We start from the raw sequence: 16,280 nt of genomic DNA, 5'->3' as shown, positions 1-16,280 counted from the left end.
GGTAGGTCAGCGGACGCCGGCCACCGGCAGCAGCGCCATCTCGCGCGCATTCTTGATCGCCTTGGCCACCTGGCGCTGCTGTTGCGGGGTCAGCCCAGTCACGCGCGGCGATCGGATCTTGCCGCGCTCGCTGATGAAGGTCCGCAGCAACTGCACGTCCTTGTAATCGACGTGCGAGACACCGAGCGCGTCGAGTTGATTGCGCTTGGGCTTCTTGAGTTCGGCTGCCGACGGCCGCTTCTTCGGGTTCTTCTTCGCCATCACCAGCTCGACTTCCGTACGCCGGGGAGCTCCCCGCGGTGTGCCAATTCCCTGACCCGCACCCGGGACAGGCCGAACTTCCGCAGATGGCCGCGGGGCCTGCCGTCGACCGCATCGCGATTGCGCAGCCGGACCGGACTGGAATCACGCGGCAACCGCTGCAATGCGGACGCCGCGGCAGCCCGCTCGTCACGTGAGCTGGCCGGGTTGCGGATGATCTGTTTGAGCTCGGCCCGGCGTTCGGCGTAGCGCTCCACCAGTTTTCGCCGCTGTTCGTTCTTGACGATCTTGGATGCCTTGGCCATCAGCGCTCCTCGCGGAAGTCGACGTGCCTGCGGATCACCGGGTCGTACTTGCGGAGCACGATGCGGTCGGGGTCGTTGCGACGGTTCTTGCGGGTCACGTACGTGTATCCCGTCCCGGCAGTGGACCTCAGCTTGACGATCGGGCGAATGTCGGTGCGCGCCATCAGATTTTCTCCCCGCGGCTGCGAATCCGGGCCACTACGGCTTCGATACCGTCTCGGTCGATCACCTTGATGCCCTTGGCACTGACCCGCAGCCGGATCCGGCGCCCCTCAGAGGGCAGGTAGTAGGTCTTGTTCTGGATGTTCGGGTTCCAGCGTCTGCGACTGCGGCGATGCGAGTGCGACACGGAGTTGCCGAACCCGGGCGAGCGCCCGGTGACTTGGCAGTGGGCCGACATGAGCCTCCTCGATTGTGCGGTAACCTCTCCTTAAGCATAATGACAATCGTTTTCAATAGCTAATTGGGAGTTGTATGCGCACCCCTGTGGTACTCATCGCCGGCCAGGGCGGCACCGACGGCGTCGCCGACGAGCTGAGCCGCCGCCCCGGCACCGTGCTGGTCCGGCACACCTTCGACGGCCAGGTGGTGTTGCGCACCGTGCAGGGCGGCACTGACTCAGCACCATCCGAGTGGCCACTGGAACTCGCCCACGGGTGCGTGACCTGCACGGTCCGCGACGATCTACTCGTGCTGCTGCGCCGCTTGCACCGGCGCGCCGACGTCCAGCGCATCGTCGTGCAGCTGATGCCCTGGCTGGAACCCGAGCCGGTCTGCTGGGCGATCGAGAACGTCCGGGTACACGTCGGCCCGGGCTACATCGACGGGCCGGCGGCCCGCGACGTCTGCGTGGAGGACGTCGTCGCGTGCATCGACACCACCGAATGGCGTGAGCAAGCCGTCGGCGATGAGGAACTCGACGACGGGCGCACCGTCGCGCAGGTCGTCGTCGGCCAGGCCGAATTCGCCGATGTGCTGGTGCTCACCGAACCCGACGCGACGACCCTGGCCGTGCTGCGCAGACTCACCCCGCGCGCCCGTATCACCGTCGGCCCGGACCGCATCGAACTGGCGCTGGCCCACCTCGAGCCCGACAGCCGCCGTGGTCGCGCCATCTCACCGCACGAACCGCTGCTCGCAGGCGAACCGCCACTGGACCGCGACGGTGACGTCGGCATCATCGAGTTCTCCTCGCGGCGGCCGTTCCACCCCGTGCGGCTGCACGCCGCGCTGGATTTGCTACTCGACGGCGTGGTGCGCACCCGCGGCCGCGCCTGGCTGGCCAACCGTCCGGGCGAGGTCATGTACATCGAATCCGCCGGTGGCGGACTGCGGTTCAGCAACGCTGGAAAATGGCTGGCGGCAATGGATTCCAGCGAGCTTGCGTACGTCGATCCGCAGCGCCGGGCCCTCGCCGCGACCGGCTGGGACGAATTGATCGGCGATCGGCACATCTTCCTCACGGTGCTGATCTGCGGCGCGGCGCCCGAGGAGATCCTCGACGCCCTCCGCGGCGCGGTCCTCACCAACGACGAAATCGTCCACCCCGAACAGTGGGCCCACTACCCCGACCCGTTCGGCGACTGGCACGAGGAGCCGTGCGAGCCGCCGACCGAGGAACCCGCTCAACCCGGACACCACGAAGGAGAAGCGCGATGAAATCCGGTATCCACCCCGACTACCACCCGGTGGTCTTCCAGGACGCCGCCACCGGCACCCGTTTCCTGACCCGGTCCACGGCCACCAGCAATCGCACCATCGACTGGCCGACTGCCGACGGCGTGCAGACCTATCCGCTGATCGTGGTCGACGTCAGCTCGGACTCCCATCCGTTCTGGACCGGATCGCAACGCCACATCGATTCGGCAGGCCAGGTCGAGAAGTTCCGCCGCCGCTACGGATAGGCCTCGCCATAAGGTGGGACAATGCGGCTGAAACCCGGAAGGCCCGACCTTGCCGAATACGCGGGGTTCTTCGACACACCGGCGGCCACCCCGGGATCGCCGCTGCGCGTGACGTGGGCCGGGGTCACCACCCTGCTCGTCGACGACGGCTCGTCGGCCGTGCTGACCGACGGGTTCTTCTCCCGGCCCCCGCTGTGGACGGTCGGCCTCGGCCGGCTCGAACCATCGCGGCCACGCGTCGACGGATGTCTGGCCCGGCTCGGCATCGACCGGCTCGACGCCGTGCTGCCCGTCCACACCCACTACGACCACGCCATGGATTCCGCGCTGGTGGCCGAACGCACCGGTGCCAGGTTGGTCGGCGGATCCTCGGCCGCCCAGATCGGCCGCGGGCACGGGCTGCCCGCCGACCGGGTCATCACCGCCACACCGCGCCGGCCGCTGTCGCTGGGCGCATTCGACGTCACCTTGTTCGAATCCGAGCACTGCCCGCCCGACCGTTTCCCCGGCAGAATTGCCCAGCCGATCGTCCCACCGGTGAAGGCCTCGGCATACAAGTGCGGCGAGGCTTGGTCGATCATCGTCCACCACCGGACCACCGACCGGCGCATGCTGATCGTCGGAAGCGCGGGCGCGGTGCCGGGGGCACTGGCCGGTCAGCAGGCCGATGTCGCGTATCTCGGTATCGGCCAGCTCGGGCTGCAACCCGAGGAGTATCTCGCCGACTACTGGACCGAGACCGTGCGGGCCGTCGGGGCGCGCCGCGTGGTGCTGATCCATTGGGACGATTTCTTCCGGCCGTTGCACAAGCCGTTGCGAGCCTTACCGTATGCCGGAGACGACCTGGATGCGTCGATGCGAGTGCTGACCCGGCTGGCCACCGCCGACGGGGTCCGACTGCACCTGCCGACGGTGTGGGAGGCCGCCGACCCGTGGGTGCTCAGCTGACCCGGTGAAAGGCCGGCGGCAGCGGCATGCCCAGCTCGGCCATCACCGACCGCAACCGCGTCGGAAAATCGGTGATGATGCCGTCGACGCCTGCCGCGATCTGCGCTCGCATCGCCTCGGAATCGTCGACCGTCCACGGAATCACCCGCAGGCCCGCGGCATGCGCCCGATCGTTGAACGCGCGGTCCACCAGGTGGTACTCGGGTGAGAGGATGTCCGCGCCCACCGTCATCGCACCCGTTATGGGATCGCCCACCACGGCCGGATCAACCCCGGCCAGCCACGGAGAACCGGCCACCCACGTCGTGTCATCCCAGAGCGCGACCAACGGGATCGCCGGTTCGGCCTGCCGCACCAGCGGCAACGAGCGCCAGTCGAAGCTCTGGATGTCAACCTTGTCGACCTTGCCCGCAGCACGGACCGCGGCCAGGATGACGTCGACGAACTCCTCCGGCGCCGCCGATGTGCCGGGCTTGTCCGCCTCGACCTTGGTCTCGATGTTGTAGCGGACGTCGGCCCGGTACGAGTCGGCAAGCGCGAACACCTCGGGCAACAACGCAATCTTGTTGCCGCGCACCACTTCTGCGCCTGGATAGTCGGCGAGCAGCTTGCCGCAGTCGAGGGTGCGCACCTGCTGCAGCGTGAGATCGTGGACCAGCTTCCCGACATAGGGGTACATCGGGTCGTCCGGGAAGGCCGGCCCGGTGTCAGCGCACTTGGTGGCTTCGATGCGCGGATCGTGCCAGACCAGTGGCTGATGGTCTTCGGTCAGCACGATGTCCAGCTCGAGCGTGCTGACGCCGAGCTCGATCGACTTGGCGAAGGCGCGCAACGACTCCTCGGTGGTCTCGCCCCGACCGCCCCGGTGCGCCTGCAGGTCGAACGGCGCGGAGGCAGCCGCCGCAGACGAAGCCGACTGGACGCTGACTGCCAGCACGAACAGCATCAGCAGCGGAATCCACGAGCGCATGCCGACCACGCTATCGAGCAGCCCCGGTACGGTCAGAGCGGTGCGGCCCGAACCGCACGAAACGTCACCGAGTGTTCGGCCGGCCGAAAGGAACCAATCGTTGCTGCTGCCATTGGTGTTGCTGGTGGTGGTGCTCGGGTTCGCGCTGGCCCGCCCCGAAGGGTGGCCGGAAGCGGTTGTGGCCGTGCCGGCTGCGGGCCTGCTGCTCGCCGTCGGATCGGTCACGCTCGAACAGGCGAGGACCGAGGTGTCGGGCCTGCTTCCCGTGGTCGGGTTCCTCGCGGCCGTGCTGGTACTGGCCCACGTATGCGACAACGAGGGACTGTTCCACGCCGCGGGCACCCTGATGGCCCGGGCGAGCAGAGGTGATCCACGCCGCCTGCTCACCCGCGTGTTCCTCATAGGTGCCGGCACCACCGCAGTGCTGAGCCTCGACGCAACCGTCGTGCTGCTCACCCCGGTGGTGCTGACGACGGCCCGCACGCTCGACGTCACACCGCGGCCGCACGCATACGCCACGGCACACCTGGCCAACACCGCGTCGTTGGTGTTCCCGGTGTCCAACCTGACCAACCTGCTGGCCTTCGCCGTGGCCGGTCTGTCCTTCACCCAGTTCACCGCGGTGATGGCGCTGCCGTGGCTGGCCGCTGTCGCAGTTGAATTCGTCGCGTTGCGTTTGCTTTTCCGTCGTGAGCTGAGCCGCCCGGCCGCCGAGGTCACGCCCCCGCCACCCGAAGTTCCGGTGTTCGTGCTCGTGGTGCTGGGTTTGACGCTGGCGGGTTTCGTGGCCACCTCGTTGTTGGACCTGTCCCCAGCTTGGGCCGCACTGGCCGGCGCGCTGGTGCTCGGTGTCCGCAGCCTGATCAAGCGGCGCAGCACGGTCCGTGGCATCGTGCAGGCGGTCAATGTGCCGTTCCTCGCGTTCGTGCTGTGCCTCGGTGTCGTGGTCGACGCCGTCATGCTGCACGGCCTGGACAAGGTGATGCACAACGTGCTGCCCGCCGGGGACTCACTGCCGGCGCTGCTGGGCTTCGCGGCGGTCGCGGCGGTTCTGGCGAATTTGGTCAACAATCTGCCCGCCGTCCTGCTGTTGCTGCCGCTGGTGGCGGCCTCAGGACCGGCCGCGGTGCTGGCCGTGCTGATCGGTGTCAATGTCGGGCCCAACCTCAGCTACGTCGGATCACTGTCGAACCTGCTGTGGCGCAATGTGGTTCATCAATATGACCTGACCGCCCGGTTCAGTGAGTTCAGCCGCGTCGGCTTGTTCACGGTGCCGCTGACCCTGGTGGCCGCGGTGCTCGCGCTGTGGGCCGGGCTGCGTGTCGTCGGGCTCTGAGCGACACCGTTCACCTGCGCGTATGGCACTGTTCGCGTTGACCCGGTAGCACGGCAGGGGTGAGCGACAACGCGGGCGTCAGCCGCCGCAAACTTCTGCTGGTGGGAGGCACCACCGCACTGCTGGGTGCCGGAGCCGGAGGCGCTGCGACCGAACTGCTGCGGCCGAAGGCCAGCGGCCCGGATCTGTGGCCGCGCACGGACCGCAGCGGTGCACCGCCGGTTGCCGGGGTACACCTGCAGTTCGGCGCCGACGCCGCGAGCGAGGTGGCGGTGTCATGGCACACGACCGCCGCGGTGAACAACCCCCGGGTCACGTTCGGCACCCCCGCAGGCGGCCTCGGGGAGACCGTCGCCGCCGACACCGTCACCTACCGCGACGCGCAGTCCGGTACCGAAGTCCGGGTGCACCACGCCCGGTTGACCGGGTTGCTGCCCGACACCGATTACGTCTACGCCGCCGTGCACGACGGCGCCAGCCCCGAACTGGGTAGCGTGCACACCGCGCCACGGGGACGAGCAGCGTTGCGCTTCACAAGCTTCGGCGATCAGTCCACCCCGACGCTGGACGCGATGGTGGCCAACGCGTTCGGCAGCGACAACCGCGGTTCGCCCGCCGCGGGCGACATCACTGCTGCCGTCGAACAGACCGCGCCGCTGTTCAACCTCGTCAACGGCGACCTGTGCTACGCCAACCTGTCCGGCAACCGGATCCGCACCTGGTCTGACTGGTTCGACAACAACTCCCGCTCGGCTCGGCACCGGCCGTGGATGCCCGCGGCGGGCAATCACGAGAACGAGCTGGGCAACGGCCCCATCGGGTTCGGCGCCTACCAAACCTATTTCGCGCTGCCCGATTCCGGCTCGGACGCCGAGCTGCGGGGCCTGTGGTACGCATTCACCGCAGGCGCGATGCGGGTGATCAGCCTCAACAACGACGATGTGTGCTACCAGGACGGCGGCAACTCATATGTGAGCGGCTACTCGGGTGGCGCCCAGAAGCGTTGGCTGGAAAGCGAATTGGAACGCACGAGCGCCGATCCCACCATCGACTGGGTGGTGGTGTGCATGCACCAGACCGCCGTGTCGACCGGCCACAAGACCAACGGCGCCGATCTGGGCATCCGGCAGAACTGGCTGCCGCTGTTCGACCGCTACGGCGTGGACCTGGTGGTGTGCGGGCACGAACACCACTACGAGCGGACCCATCCCATCCGTGGCACGCTGCCGACCGACACCCTGACCCCGGCCGTATCCGACCACGGCACAGTGCATCTGGTGATCGGCGGGGGCGGCACCTCGATACCGTCCAACCGAATGCTCTTCGATGAACCCCGCTGCCAGGTGCTCGTCGGCGTCGACGGGGTGGACCCCGTGCTCAAGAAGCGGACACCACGCTATGTCGAGGAGCCCGCGGCATGGTCGGCATTCCGGGACCGCGACAATCCGTACGGGTTCGTCATGTTCGACGTCGACCCAGGCCAGCCCGGTGGCGAAACATCAATCGAGGCAACATATTTCGCCATAACCGGGCCGCTGGGCACGATGACCCCGGTGGACCGGTTCAGCCTGCGCAAACCCCGCCGGGCCTGAGGGACTCAGCTGCGGCGCTGGCGGGCGATCTCGGCCAGCACCACGCCCGCGGCAACCGATGCGTTCAGCGATTCCGTCGGCCCGGCCATCGGGATCGACACCACCGCATCACAGGTCTCCCGCACCAACCGCGACAGGCCCTTGCCCTCGGAGCCCACCACCACGACCATCGGACCGGTGCCGTCCAGTTGGTCCAGCGTGGTGTCCCCGCCGGCGTCCAGGCCCACCACCTGCAGGCCGGCATCCGCCCAACTCGTCAGCGTACGAGTGAGATTCGTGGCCCGGGCCACCCGCAGCCGGGCGGCCGCACCGGCGCTGGTACGCCACGCCACCGCCGTCACCGACGCGGAGCGTCGCTGCGGGATCAACACGCCGTGCCCACCGAACGCCGACACCGACCGCACGATCGCACCCAGGTTGCGCGGATCGGAGATGTTGTCAAGAGCCACCAGCAACGGGGGCGAACCCTCGTCCTTCGCCGTCGCCAACAGATCGTCGGGATGGGCATAGTTGTACGGCGGGACCTGCAGGGCCAAACCCTGGTGCAGCCCGTTGGAGCTCATCCGGTCCAGGTCGGTGCGCGGCACCTCGAGGATCGAGATTCCACGGTCGGCGGCGATCTGCACCGACTCGGTCAACCGCTCGTCGGCCTCGGTGCCCAGTGCGATGAACAGCGCGGTGGCCGGTACTTTCGCGCGCAGGCACTCCACGACCGGGTTGCGGCCGAGCACCAACTCGGTGTCGTCGGTCTTCTTGTGCCTGCCCTGCTGCTGGCGGGCCGCTTTCGCGGCTTTCTTGGCAGCAGGGTGGTTGGGCCGCATGTGGGCGGGCGGCGTCGCGCCGCGGCCCTCGAGACCGCGTCTGCGCACTCCGCCGGACCCGACGGTCGGGCCCTTCTTGGTGCCTGCCTTGCGGATGGCCCCGCGCCGCTGTGAATTGCCGGCCATTAGTTATCCCGTCGCTTCGCTCGCCCGGGCACTACTTCGTCCCGTTCAACAAGGACCATTGCGGTCCGTCGGCGGTATCGGTGACCTCGATACCGGCCTCCTTCAACCGATCCCGGATCGCGTCGGCGGCGGCCCAGTCCCGCCGTTCACGCGCCTCGGTCCGGCTCGTCAAAGCCCACTGCACCAGAACGTCGACGGCGGCCAGCGCGGCGGACGTCTCGTCGCGCGACTCCCAGCGTTCGTCGAGGGGATCGCAACCGAGGATGCCCGTCATCGCCCTGATGGACCGGGCCTGCGTCATCGCGCCTTCGTGATCGCCGGTGTCCAGCGCCCGGTTGCCCTCGGCACGCGCGGCGTGCACCTCGGCGAGCGCGATCGGCACCGAAAGGTCGTCGTCGAGCGCGGCGGCGAATTTCGGTGTCCACTCGCCGACGGTCACCTCGCCGACTCGGTTGTGCACGCGGTGCAGGAAATCCTCGATGCCGCAGTAGGCCTTGACCGCGTCCTGCAGCGCAGTCTCGGAGAACTCCAACATGGACCGGTAGTGCGCGCTGCCCAGGTAATAGCGCAGCTCGGCGGCCCGAACCCGTTGCAGCACAGCGGGAATCGACAGCACGTTACCGAGCGACTTGCTCATCTTCTCGCCGCCCATGGTGACCCAGCCGTTGTGCAGCCAGTACCGCGCGAAACCGTCACCGGCGGCGTTGGCCTGCGCGATCTCGTTCTCATGGTGCGGGAACACCAGGTCCATGCCGCCCGCGTGGATATCGAACTCGGCGCCGAGATAGGCCTCGCACATCGCGACGCACTCGGTGTGCCAGCCGGGGCGGCCCCGTCCGAACGGTGTCGGCCAGGACGGCTCACCGGGTTTGGCACCCTTCCACAACGTGAAGTCACGCTGATCGCGCTTGCCGGTGGCGACGCCCTCACCCTGATGGACGTCGTCAATGCGGTGGCCGGACAGCTTGCCGTAGTCGGGCAGGCTCAGCACGTCGAAGTACACGTCGCCGTCGGCGGCATAGGCATGGCCCTTGTCGACCAACCGCTCGATGAGTTCGACCATCTGGGTGATGTGCCCGGTGGCCCGCGGCTCGGCCGACGGCGGCAGTACCCCCAGCGCGTCGTAGGCGGCGGCGAACGCCCGCTCGAACGTCGCGGCCCACTCCCACCACGGCCTGCCCGCGTCGGCGGCCTTGTTGAGGATCTTGTCGTCGATGTCGGTGACGTTGCGGATGAAGGCGACGTCATAGCCGTTGGCGGTGAGCCAGCGCCGCAGCACGTCGAACGCGACGCCGCTGCGGACGTGCCCGATATGGGGCAGGCCTTGCACGGTGGCACCGCACAGATAGATGGAGGCGTGCCCTGGGCGCAGCGGCACGAAATCACGTACGGCGCCAGCCATGGTGTCGTACAGCCGCATCACCACAGCCGCTCCTCGCGTGCGCGCACGGCCCGATCAGTCACGACCGGCCAGCTTACCCGCCTAATCGGCCCTGACCACCAACGCGGTGGCAATGGCCGCCAATCCCTCGCCGCGGCCGGTCAGTCCGAGACCGTCGGTGGTTGTCGCAGAAACCGACACCGGCGCCCCCACCAGCTCTCCCAGAAGCCGCTGGGCCTCGTCGCGGCGAGGTCCGATCTTGGGCCGGTTGCCGATCACCTGGACGGCGGCATTGCCCACCGTGAAGCCCGCCTCGGCCAGCAAACCACGAACGTGCCGCAGCATGTCGGCACCGCTGACACCGCGCCACTGCGGCTGGTCGGTGCCGAAAACGCCGCCGATGTCGCCCAGACCGGCCGCGCTCAGCAGTGCGTCACACAGCGCGTGGGCCGCGACGTCACCGTCGGAGTGCCCGGCGCAGCCGTCGGCGCCGTCGAAAAGCAGCCCGAGCAGCCAGCAGGGCCGCCCGGACTCGACGGGATGGACATCGGTGCCCAAACCGATCCGCGGAATCGTCACGAGGCGCCCGATCCGCCGCGCGCGAGCACGGCCTCGGCCAGCAGTAGATCCATGGGAGTGGTGATCTTGAATGCCATCGGGTCGCCGTCGACGACCTGGACCGGCGTACCGGTCTGCTCGACGAGCGAAGCGTCATCGGTGACCACACCGGCGCCCACGCGCTGATACGCGCGGCGCAGCACATCGACGTGAAAGCCCTGAGGTGTTTGAACGGCCCGTAGGCCGGCCCGTTCCGGTGTCCCGAGCACCACGCCGTTGGCGTCGACCGCCTTGATGGTGTCGGCCAGCGGCAGGCCCGGGACGACGGCACTGTGCCCAGCCTCGAGTGCCCTTACGACACGGACGATCAGCGCGGCCGGAGTCAGAGCCCGTGCCGCGTCGTGAACCAATACGAATTCGGCGTCACCCGTGGCCTGCAGGGCCAGCCGGACCGACTCGGTACGGTCGGCACCGCCCGCCACGATCTCGGCGGCTCCGCCGAAGATCAGCTTAGCCTCGTCGGTCAGTCCGGGCGGTACCGCGACCACGACAGCGTCGATGACTTCCGACGCACGCAGACCCTCGAGCGCATGTTCCAGCAAGGGCCTGCCGGCCAATTTGACGAAGGCTTTCGGCCTACCCGCACCCAGCCGCTCACCCGAGCCGGCGGCCGGGACGACGGCTACCGTTGTCACTACGCGTCAGGACGCGGCGGCCAGAACCTCGTCGAGCATGGTCTCGGCCTTGGCGTCGTCGGTGTTCTCCGCCAACGCGAGTTCGCCGACCAGGATCTGCCGGGCCTTGGCCAGCATCCGCTTCTCGCCCGCGGACAGGCCGCGTTCCTGATCCCGGCGCCACAGGTCGCGGACGACCTCGGCAACCTTGTTGACATCCCCCGAAGCAAGCTTCTCCAGATTGGCCTTGTAGCGGCGCGACCAGTTGGTCGGCTCCTCGGTGTGCGGCGCGCGCAGCACCTGGAACACCTTGTCGAGGCCTTCCTGCCCAACTACGTCACGCACGCCTACATACTCGGCATTTTCTGCAGGTACTCGAACGGTCAGGTCCCCCTGGGCGACCTTCAGGACGAGATATTCTTTCTGCTCGCCTTTGATGGTTCGGGTTTCGATCGCCTCGATCAACGCAGCACCGTGGTGTGGATAGACAACGGTGTCTCCGACCTTAAAAATCATCTGATTCGAGCCCCTTTCGCCCCCCTATCCTAACACGGGCCTTGATCACACGCCGATCAACAGTGCAGGTCAGGGGCACCGCAGGTGAAGAGTAGGGGTTGACAGGGTGACGAAATCGTGCAACCAAACACCCGCTGCCACACCCGATTCGGCCGATCTCAACCCTCGCCGTTCCGCGCGCAACCGCGACCTACTACTCTGCATAGTCGAAGTAGGCGACCCAATTCAGGAGGCTTGAGTGAACCGCTTCACATTGCGCGCCTCGGTCGGTATGGCCGCGTGCGGCCTGGCCGCCGCAGTCGCACTCACCGGATGTGGCGCCGGGCAGGTCTCCCAGACGTCCACCCAGGAGCCCGCGGTCAACGGCGTAAACGCCCAGGCCGGACCGGTCTCGCTGCGTAACGTCCACTTGCGCGCCCCGCAGGAGACCGATTATGTGCAGCCGGGATCTCCCGCCGAGTTGCTGTTCGTCGCCGCGAACACCTCAGCCGACGAGAACAACAAGCTGAAGTCGATCACCTCCGACATCGGTGACGTGACGCTGACCGGCGACACCACGGTGCCCGCCAACGGCGTGCTGGTGGTCGGCGAGCCCGACGGACAGATCGCGCCGCTGGAGAAGGTCGAGGCTGCCGACGCCGTCACCGCCAAGGTGACGCTGAACAAGCAGATCACCAACGGCCTGCTGTACAACTTCACGTTCAACTTCGAGGACGGCCAGACCACCGTGGCCGTTCCGATCTCGGCAGGCGACGCACCGCGCCGCGACAAGACCGGCGACTCGGACCAGGCCGCGGGTGAATCCGCCGAATCAGGCGAACACCACTAGGTTTTGACCGCGCTGGTCCCGCTGGATGTCGGTGCCAGCCGCTAGGGTCACGGCGTGGCCGGTTCGAAAGCACGTTCGCAATACCGGTGCTCGGAATGCGCACATGTCACCCCGAAATGGGTGGGACGCTGCGCGAACTGCGGCACTTGGGGCACCGTCGACGAGGTGGCCACGCTGTCCGCGATCGGCGGCGCGGCCCGCCGGTCGGTAGCACCGGCATCCCCCGCCGTTCCGATCACCGCGATCGACCCGGGCGCGACCCGGCACTGCCCCACCGGGGTCAGCGAGCTCGACCGGGTGCTCGGCGGTGGCCTGGTGGCGGGTTCGGTGACGCTGCTGGCCGGTGATCCCGGTGTCGGAAAGTCGACGCTGCTGCTGGAGGTCGCCAACCGCTGGGCCCACGAGGGGCGCCGGGTGCTGTATGTCTCCGGCGAGGAATCCGCCGGCCAGATCCGGCTGCGGGCCGAGCGCACCGGCTGCACCCACGACGAGATGTACCTGGCATCCGAGTCCGATCTGCAGATCGCGCTGGGCCACATCGACCAGGTGCGCCCGAGCCTCGTGATCGTCGACTCGGTCCAGACCATGTCCACCACCGAGGCGGACGGTGTGACCGGTGGCGTGACACAGGTGCGGGCGGTGACCACGGCACTGACCGGATACGCGAAATCCACCGCCCAGGGCCATTCCGTGGCGTTGATCCTCGTCGGCCATGTCACCAAGGACGGCGCCATCGCGGGGCCACGGTCACTGGAGCATCTCGTCGACGTGGTGCTGCACTTCGAGGGTGACCGCGCGTCGGCGCTGCGCATGGTGCGCGGCGTCAAGAACCGGTTCGGTCCCGCCGACGAGGTCGGTTGTTTTCTGATGCACGACAACGGAATCGAATGCGTGAGCGATCCGTCCGGGTTGTTCCTCGACCAGCGCACCGCGGCGGTTGCGGGCACCGCCGTGACCGTCACGCTGGACGGCAAGCGCCCGATGATCGGTGAGGTGCAGGCGCTGTGGAACCCGACGGACGCGCCGGCCCGACGGACGGTCAGCGGCATCGATTCGGCGCGCGCCGCGATGATCAGCGCGGTGCTGGAACGGCACAGCGGCCTGCCGCTGGCACGCAGTGACCTGTACGTGGCGACCGTCGGCGGCATGCGGCTCACCGATCCGTCGGCGGATCTCGCGGTCGCGATGGCCATCATGTCGTCCTGCTACCAGTTGCCGTTGCCGATGGACGCCGTCGCCATCGGCGAAGTGGGGCTGGCCGGTGACCTGCGCCGGGTCAGCGGGCTGGAACGCCGGCTGGCCGAGGCCGCGCGGCTGGGCTTCAACACCGCGGTGGTGCCGGCCGGGATCACCGACACACCGGCCGGGATGCGGGTCATCGCGTCGGACAACATCGCAACCGCGTTGCGGGCGGTCCGGGAGATCGCGGAGAATAACGGCCGATCCTAGGAGGACCGATGGCCGTTAAGACCGGCGGCAGAGCCGGCCGCAACGTGGTGCACCTGGCCCGCCCGACGCTGCGCGAGACCTTGGGCCGGTTGGCGCCGGGGACCCCGCTGCGCGACGGACTGGAACGCATCCTGCGCGGCAAGACGGGCGCGCTGATCGTGCTCGGTTACGACGAGAGCGTCGAGGCCATCTGTGACGGCGGATTCGAGCTCGACATCCGCTACGCGCCGACCCGGCTGCGTGAGCTGTCCAAGATGGACGGCGCGGTCGTGCTCTCCAGCGACGCGAGCCACATCCTGCGGGCCAACGTGCAGTTGGTGCCGGATCCGTCGATCCCCACCGACGAATCCGGCACGCGGCACCGCTCGGCCGAGCGCACCGCGATCCAGACCGGCTACCCGGTGGTGTCGGTGAGCCACTCGATGAGCATCGTGACGGTCTACGTGGCCGGGGAACGGCACGTCGTCCCCGACTCGGCGACCATCCTGTCGCGGGCCAACCAGACCGTCGCCACGCTGGAGCGCTACAAGGGCCGGCTCGACGAGGTGAGCAAGCAGCTCTCGACCGCCGAGATCGAAGACTTCGTGACCCTGCGCGACGTCATGACCGTGGTGCAGCGCCTCGAGATGGTGCGCCGCATCAGCCTCGAGATCGACGCCGACGTCGTCGAACTCGGCACCGACGGCCGCCAGCTCAAACTGCAGCTCGACGAACTCGTCGGGGACAACGAGACGGCCCGCGAACTGATCGTGCGGGACTACCACGCTAACCCCGACCCGCCGACCGCAGCACAGGTCACCGCCACCCTCGAAGATCTCGATGCCCTCACCGACAACGAGCTGCTGGACTTCACCGCGCTCGCGCGGGTCTTCGGCTATCCGACGACTGCCGAGGCGCAGGACTCGGCGATGAGTTCACGCGGGTACCGGGCCATGGCAGGCATCCCGCGATTGCAGTTCGCCCACGTCGACCTACTGGTCCGCTCGTTCGGCTCCCTACAGGGGCTGCTGGCCGCCAGCGCCGACGATCTGCAGTCGGTCGAAGGCATCGGGTCCATGTGGGCCCGACACATCCGGGAAGGGCTCTCCCTGCTGGCCGAGTCGACGATCGCCGACCGGCTGGCCTGAACGGCTCAGTTGCCGGGTGCGGGTGCCGCCGGAGCCGGCGGGGCGCCCTCGGCAGGCGGTGGCGGCGCCTGCTGCTGCGCGGGCGCGAGGATGAACGGCACGGGCGCCGATCTCAGGTTGCCCAGCTGGACCATCAGGTTGTAGGTGCCGGGCCCGATCGGCTGCCGAGGCAGCGGGCACTGGGGTGCCGAGCTCATCCCGGTCCAGGTCACCTCGGTGGTCACCTGCTCGCCCGGGTTGAAGGTCTTGACCAGTGTTTCGTTGGACGGCGCGCAGTCCAGGTTGGACCACAGCCGAGTGTTGTCCAACGAGTAGACGTAGGCGGCCAGCACGGCCGCGCCGACGTCACGCTTGCAGGCCACCAGGCCGATGTTGGTGACGACCATGGTGAACTTCGGCTGATCGCCGACGACGTACTGCGGCTGGCTGGTGATGCCCTTGACGGCCAGGGTGGAATCCGGGCAGTCGTCACCCTCCTTGAGCACCGGCGGCGGTGTGACCGCCGCGGTCGGGGTTGCCGTCGGTGGCGGAGCATGCTGCGCCGGGGGCACCACCGGGGTCTTCACCTCGGGGTTCTCGCCCGGCAGCGGCGTCGGCGCGGCAGCGGTCGGCGTGGGGGTCGACTGTTGAGCGGACTTGGATTCAGCGCCCGAGCTGTTGCTCACCACGACCGCGATGATCGCGACGATCACCGCGACGACGACCACCCCGATCCCGATCGCCAGCGCTCGGCGCCGCCGGTAAATCTCCGCGGGCAGGGGGCCCCGTGGTTCCAGATCCAACACGACCTTCACGGTAAGCCCAGGTCATCCCCAGTTGCCCGAGGCGGCCCGGCGTGTCGCCGTCAGGCGTGACCGATATCGCCCACGTGATGGCGCAACTCGACCCGGCCGTCGGCCAGGTGATAGGTCGCGCCGACGATGGCCTGGGTGCCCGCCGCGATGCCCTGGGCGATGGCCGCTGAGCGCATCTGCAGCTGGTTGACGGTTTCCTTGACGTGATGGGCCTCGAACTCGTCGACCCGCTCGAGGCCGGCGTGGCGACCCATGAGTATCGACGGCGTCACCCGCTCGACGATGTCGCGCACGTACCCGCCGGGCACCTGGCCGTCGTCGAGCGCGTTGATGGCGGCCTGGACCGCGCCGCAGCTGTCATGCCCGAGCACCACGATCAGCGGCACGTCCAGGATCGAGACGGCGTACTCGATGGAGCCGAGCACGGCGTTGTCGATCACGTGGCCTGCGGTGCGGACGACGAACACGTCGCCCAAGCCCTGGTCGAAGAGCAACTCCGCTGCGACACGGCTGTCGCCGCACCCGAACACCACCGCGGTCGGTTTCTGACCGTGGGTGAGGCTGGCGCGCCGAGCGATGTCCTGGCTCGGATGCTGCGGCTCGCCCGCGACGAAGCGCGCGTTACCGTCCTTGAGTGCCTTCCACGCCGACACCGGATTCGAATTGGGCATGGCGATCAGCCTATCGCC

The 16,280-nt window shown here is 68.3% G+C and carries 20 protein-coding genes; 8 read left to right on the top strand and 12 right to left on the bottom strand.

All coding sequences use genetic code 11. The features are described 5' to 3' along the window. Nucleotides 1–6: 6 nt before the first annotated feature. Genes rpsR through rpmB form a run of 4 tightly spaced genes read right to left on the bottom strand, consistent with a single transcriptional unit; the run spans nt 7 to nt 966 of the window. A complete protein-coding gene (rpsR, locus tag RMCB_RS08890; RefSeq protein WP_109784211.1) occupies nt 7–264 on the bottom strand; it encodes a 30S ribosomal protein S18 in 258 nt (85 codons plus the stop codon). Next, complete coding sequence (rpsN, locus tag RMCB_RS08885) at nt 261–566, bottom strand: 30S ribosomal protein S14 (protein ID WP_029369390.1); 306 nt, start codon at nt 564–566, stop codon at nt 261–263. The genes rpsR and rpsN overlap by 4 nt, the downstream gene beginning before the upstream one ends. Then, complete coding sequence (gene rpmG / locus RMCB_RS08880) at nt 566–730, bottom strand: 50S ribosomal protein L33 (RefSeq protein WP_018603652.1); 165 nt, start codon at nt 728–730, stop codon at nt 566–568. The genes rpsN and rpmG overlap by 1 nt, the downstream gene beginning before the upstream one ends. Next, a complete protein-coding gene (gene rpmB, locus RMCB_RS08875; RefSeq protein ID WP_029369389.1) occupies nt 730–966 on the bottom strand; it encodes a 50S ribosomal protein L28 in 237 nt (78 codons plus the stop codon). Before rpmB ends, rpmG begins: the two co-directional genes overlap by 1 nt. 74 nt (nt 967–1,040) lie before the next feature. Between rpmB and mrf the strand changes: the two genes are divergently transcribed. From mrf to RMCB_RS08860, 3 genes are read left to right on the top strand one after another with little or no spacing between them, the layout of a single operon-like run. Further along, a complete protein-coding gene (mrf, locus tag RMCB_RS08870; protein ID WP_062828469.1) occupies nt 1,041–2,225 on the top strand; it encodes a ribosome hibernation factor-recruiting GTPase MRF in 1,185 nt (394 codons plus the stop codon). Then, nucleotides 2,222–2,470 (top strand): type B 50S ribosomal protein L31, encoded by a 249-nt coding sequence (locus RMCB_RS08865; RefSeq protein WP_029369387.1) that lies wholly within the window; start codon nt 2,222–2,224, stop codon nt 2,468–2,470. Before mrf ends, RMCB_RS08865 begins: the two co-directional genes overlap by 4 nt. Nucleotides 2,471–2,491: 21 nt before the next feature. Continuing rightward, a complete protein-coding gene (locus RMCB_RS08860; RefSeq protein ID WP_062828468.1) occupies nt 2,492–3,418 on the top strand; it encodes an MBL fold metallo-hydrolase in 927 nt (308 codons plus the stop codon). On the opposite strand, the gene RMCB_RS08855 is transcribed toward RMCB_RS08860, so the two are convergent. After that, nucleotides 3,411–4,388, bottom strand: coding sequence for a glycerophosphodiester phosphodiesterase (locus RMCB_RS08855; protein WP_062828467.1), 978 nt, complete (start codon nt 4,386–4,388; stop codon nt 3,411–3,413). The two genes, RMCB_RS08860 and RMCB_RS08855, sit on opposite strands and share 8 nt — an antisense overlap. Nucleotides 4,389–4,488: 100 nt before the next feature. On the opposite strand from RMCB_RS08855, the gene RMCB_RS08850 reads away from it, so the two are divergent. Further along, the gene (locus tag RMCB_RS08850) at nt 4,489–5,724 is read left to right on the top strand and encodes an SLC13 family permease (protein ID WP_062828558.1); all 1,236 of its coding nucleotides are present in this window, start codon (nt 4,489–4,491) and stop codon (nt 5,722–5,724) included. A 59-nt stretch (nt 5,725–5,783) separates the two neighbouring features. Then, nucleotides 5,784–7,316, top strand: a complete 1,533-nt coding sequence (locus RMCB_RS08845) for a purple acid phosphatase family protein (RefSeq protein WP_062828466.1) — start codon at nt 5,784–5,786, stop codon at nt 7,314–7,316. A gap of 5 nt (nt 7,317–7,321) precedes the next feature. On the opposite strand, the gene rlmB is transcribed toward RMCB_RS08845, so the two are convergent. From rlmB to carD, 5 genes are all read right to left on the bottom strand, one after another. Next, the gene (gene rlmB / locus RMCB_RS08840) at nt 7,322–8,263 is read right to left on the bottom strand and encodes a 23S rRNA (guanosine(2251)-2'-O)-methyltransferase RlmB (RefSeq protein WP_029369382.1); all 942 of its coding nucleotides are present in this window, start codon (nt 8,261–8,263) and stop codon (nt 7,322–7,324) included. Nucleotides 8,264–8,294: 31 nt separating this feature from the next. Beyond that, complete coding sequence (gene cysS / locus RMCB_RS08835) at nt 8,295–9,683, bottom strand: cysteine--tRNA ligase (protein WP_029369381.1); 1,389 nt, start codon at nt 9,681–9,683, stop codon at nt 8,295–8,297. A gap of 63 nt (nt 9,684–9,746) precedes the next feature. After that, a complete protein-coding gene (ispF, locus tag RMCB_RS08830) occupies nt 9,747–10,223 on the bottom strand; it encodes a 2-C-methyl-D-erythritol 2,4-cyclodiphosphate synthase (RefSeq protein ID WP_029369380.1) in 477 nt (158 codons plus the stop codon). After that, nucleotides 10,220–10,897 carry a 2-C-methyl-D-erythritol 4-phosphate cytidylyltransferase gene (gene ispD, locus RMCB_RS08825; RefSeq protein WP_029369379.1) on the bottom strand — a complete coding sequence of 226 codons (678 nt, stop codon included), beginning with the start codon at nt 10,895–10,897 and terminating at the stop codon, nt 10,220–10,222. Before ispD ends, ispF begins: the two co-directional genes overlap by 4 nt. Nucleotides 10,898–10,903: 6 nt before the next feature. Beyond that, a complete protein-coding gene (gene carD / locus RMCB_RS08820) occupies nt 10,904–11,392 on the bottom strand; it encodes an RNA polymerase-binding transcription factor CarD (protein ID WP_029369378.1) in 489 nt (162 codons plus the stop codon). A 238-nt stretch (nt 11,393–11,630) separates the two neighbouring features. Here carD and RMCB_RS08815 point away from each other — a divergent pair, with 238 nt between their 5' ends. From RMCB_RS08815 to disA, 3 genes are read left to right on the top strand one after another with little or no spacing between them, the layout of a single operon-like run. After that, nucleotides 11,631–12,221, top strand: a complete 591-nt coding sequence (locus RMCB_RS08815; RefSeq protein ID WP_062828465.1) for a copper chaperone PCu(A)C domain-containing protein — start codon at nt 11,631–11,633, stop codon at nt 12,219–12,221. Between the two features lie 54 nt (nt 12,222–12,275). Further along, nucleotides 12,276–13,670 (top strand): DNA repair protein RadA, encoded by a 1,395-nt coding sequence (gene radA / locus RMCB_RS08810; RefSeq protein WP_062828464.1) that lies wholly within the window; start codon nt 12,276–12,278, stop codon nt 13,668–13,670. A gap of 8 nt (nt 13,671–13,678) precedes the next feature. Continuing rightward, complete coding sequence (gene disA / locus RMCB_RS08805; protein ID WP_029369375.1) at nt 13,679–14,797, top strand: DNA integrity scanning diadenylate cyclase DisA; 1,119 nt, start codon at nt 13,679–13,681, stop codon at nt 14,795–14,797. A 5-nt stretch (nt 14,798–14,802) separates the two neighbouring features. Here the strand turns inward: disA and RMCB_RS08800 are convergent, their stop codons facing one another. Continuing rightward, complete coding sequence (locus tag RMCB_RS08800; protein ID WP_201028254.1) at nt 14,803–15,582, bottom strand: hypothetical protein; 780 nt, start codon at nt 15,580–15,582, stop codon at nt 14,803–14,805. 59 nt (nt 15,583–15,641) lie between these two features. Then, nucleotides 15,642–16,262: a carbonic anhydrase gene (locus RMCB_RS08795; protein ID WP_062828462.1), complete on the bottom strand. Its 621-nt coding sequence runs from the start codon at nt 16,260–16,262 to the stop codon at nt 15,642–15,644. Between the last annotated feature and the right edge of the window lie 18 nt (nt 16,263–16,280).

The organism is Mycolicibacterium brisbanense, assembly GCF_001570425.1.
GTDB classification, from domain to species: domain Bacteria; phylum Actinomycetota; class Actinomycetes; order Mycobacteriales; family Mycobacteriaceae; genus Mycobacterium; species Mycobacterium brisbanense.
The sequence above is the reverse complement of the archived record's forward strand: the minus strand, read 5'-3'. Positions and strand labels throughout refer to the sequence as shown.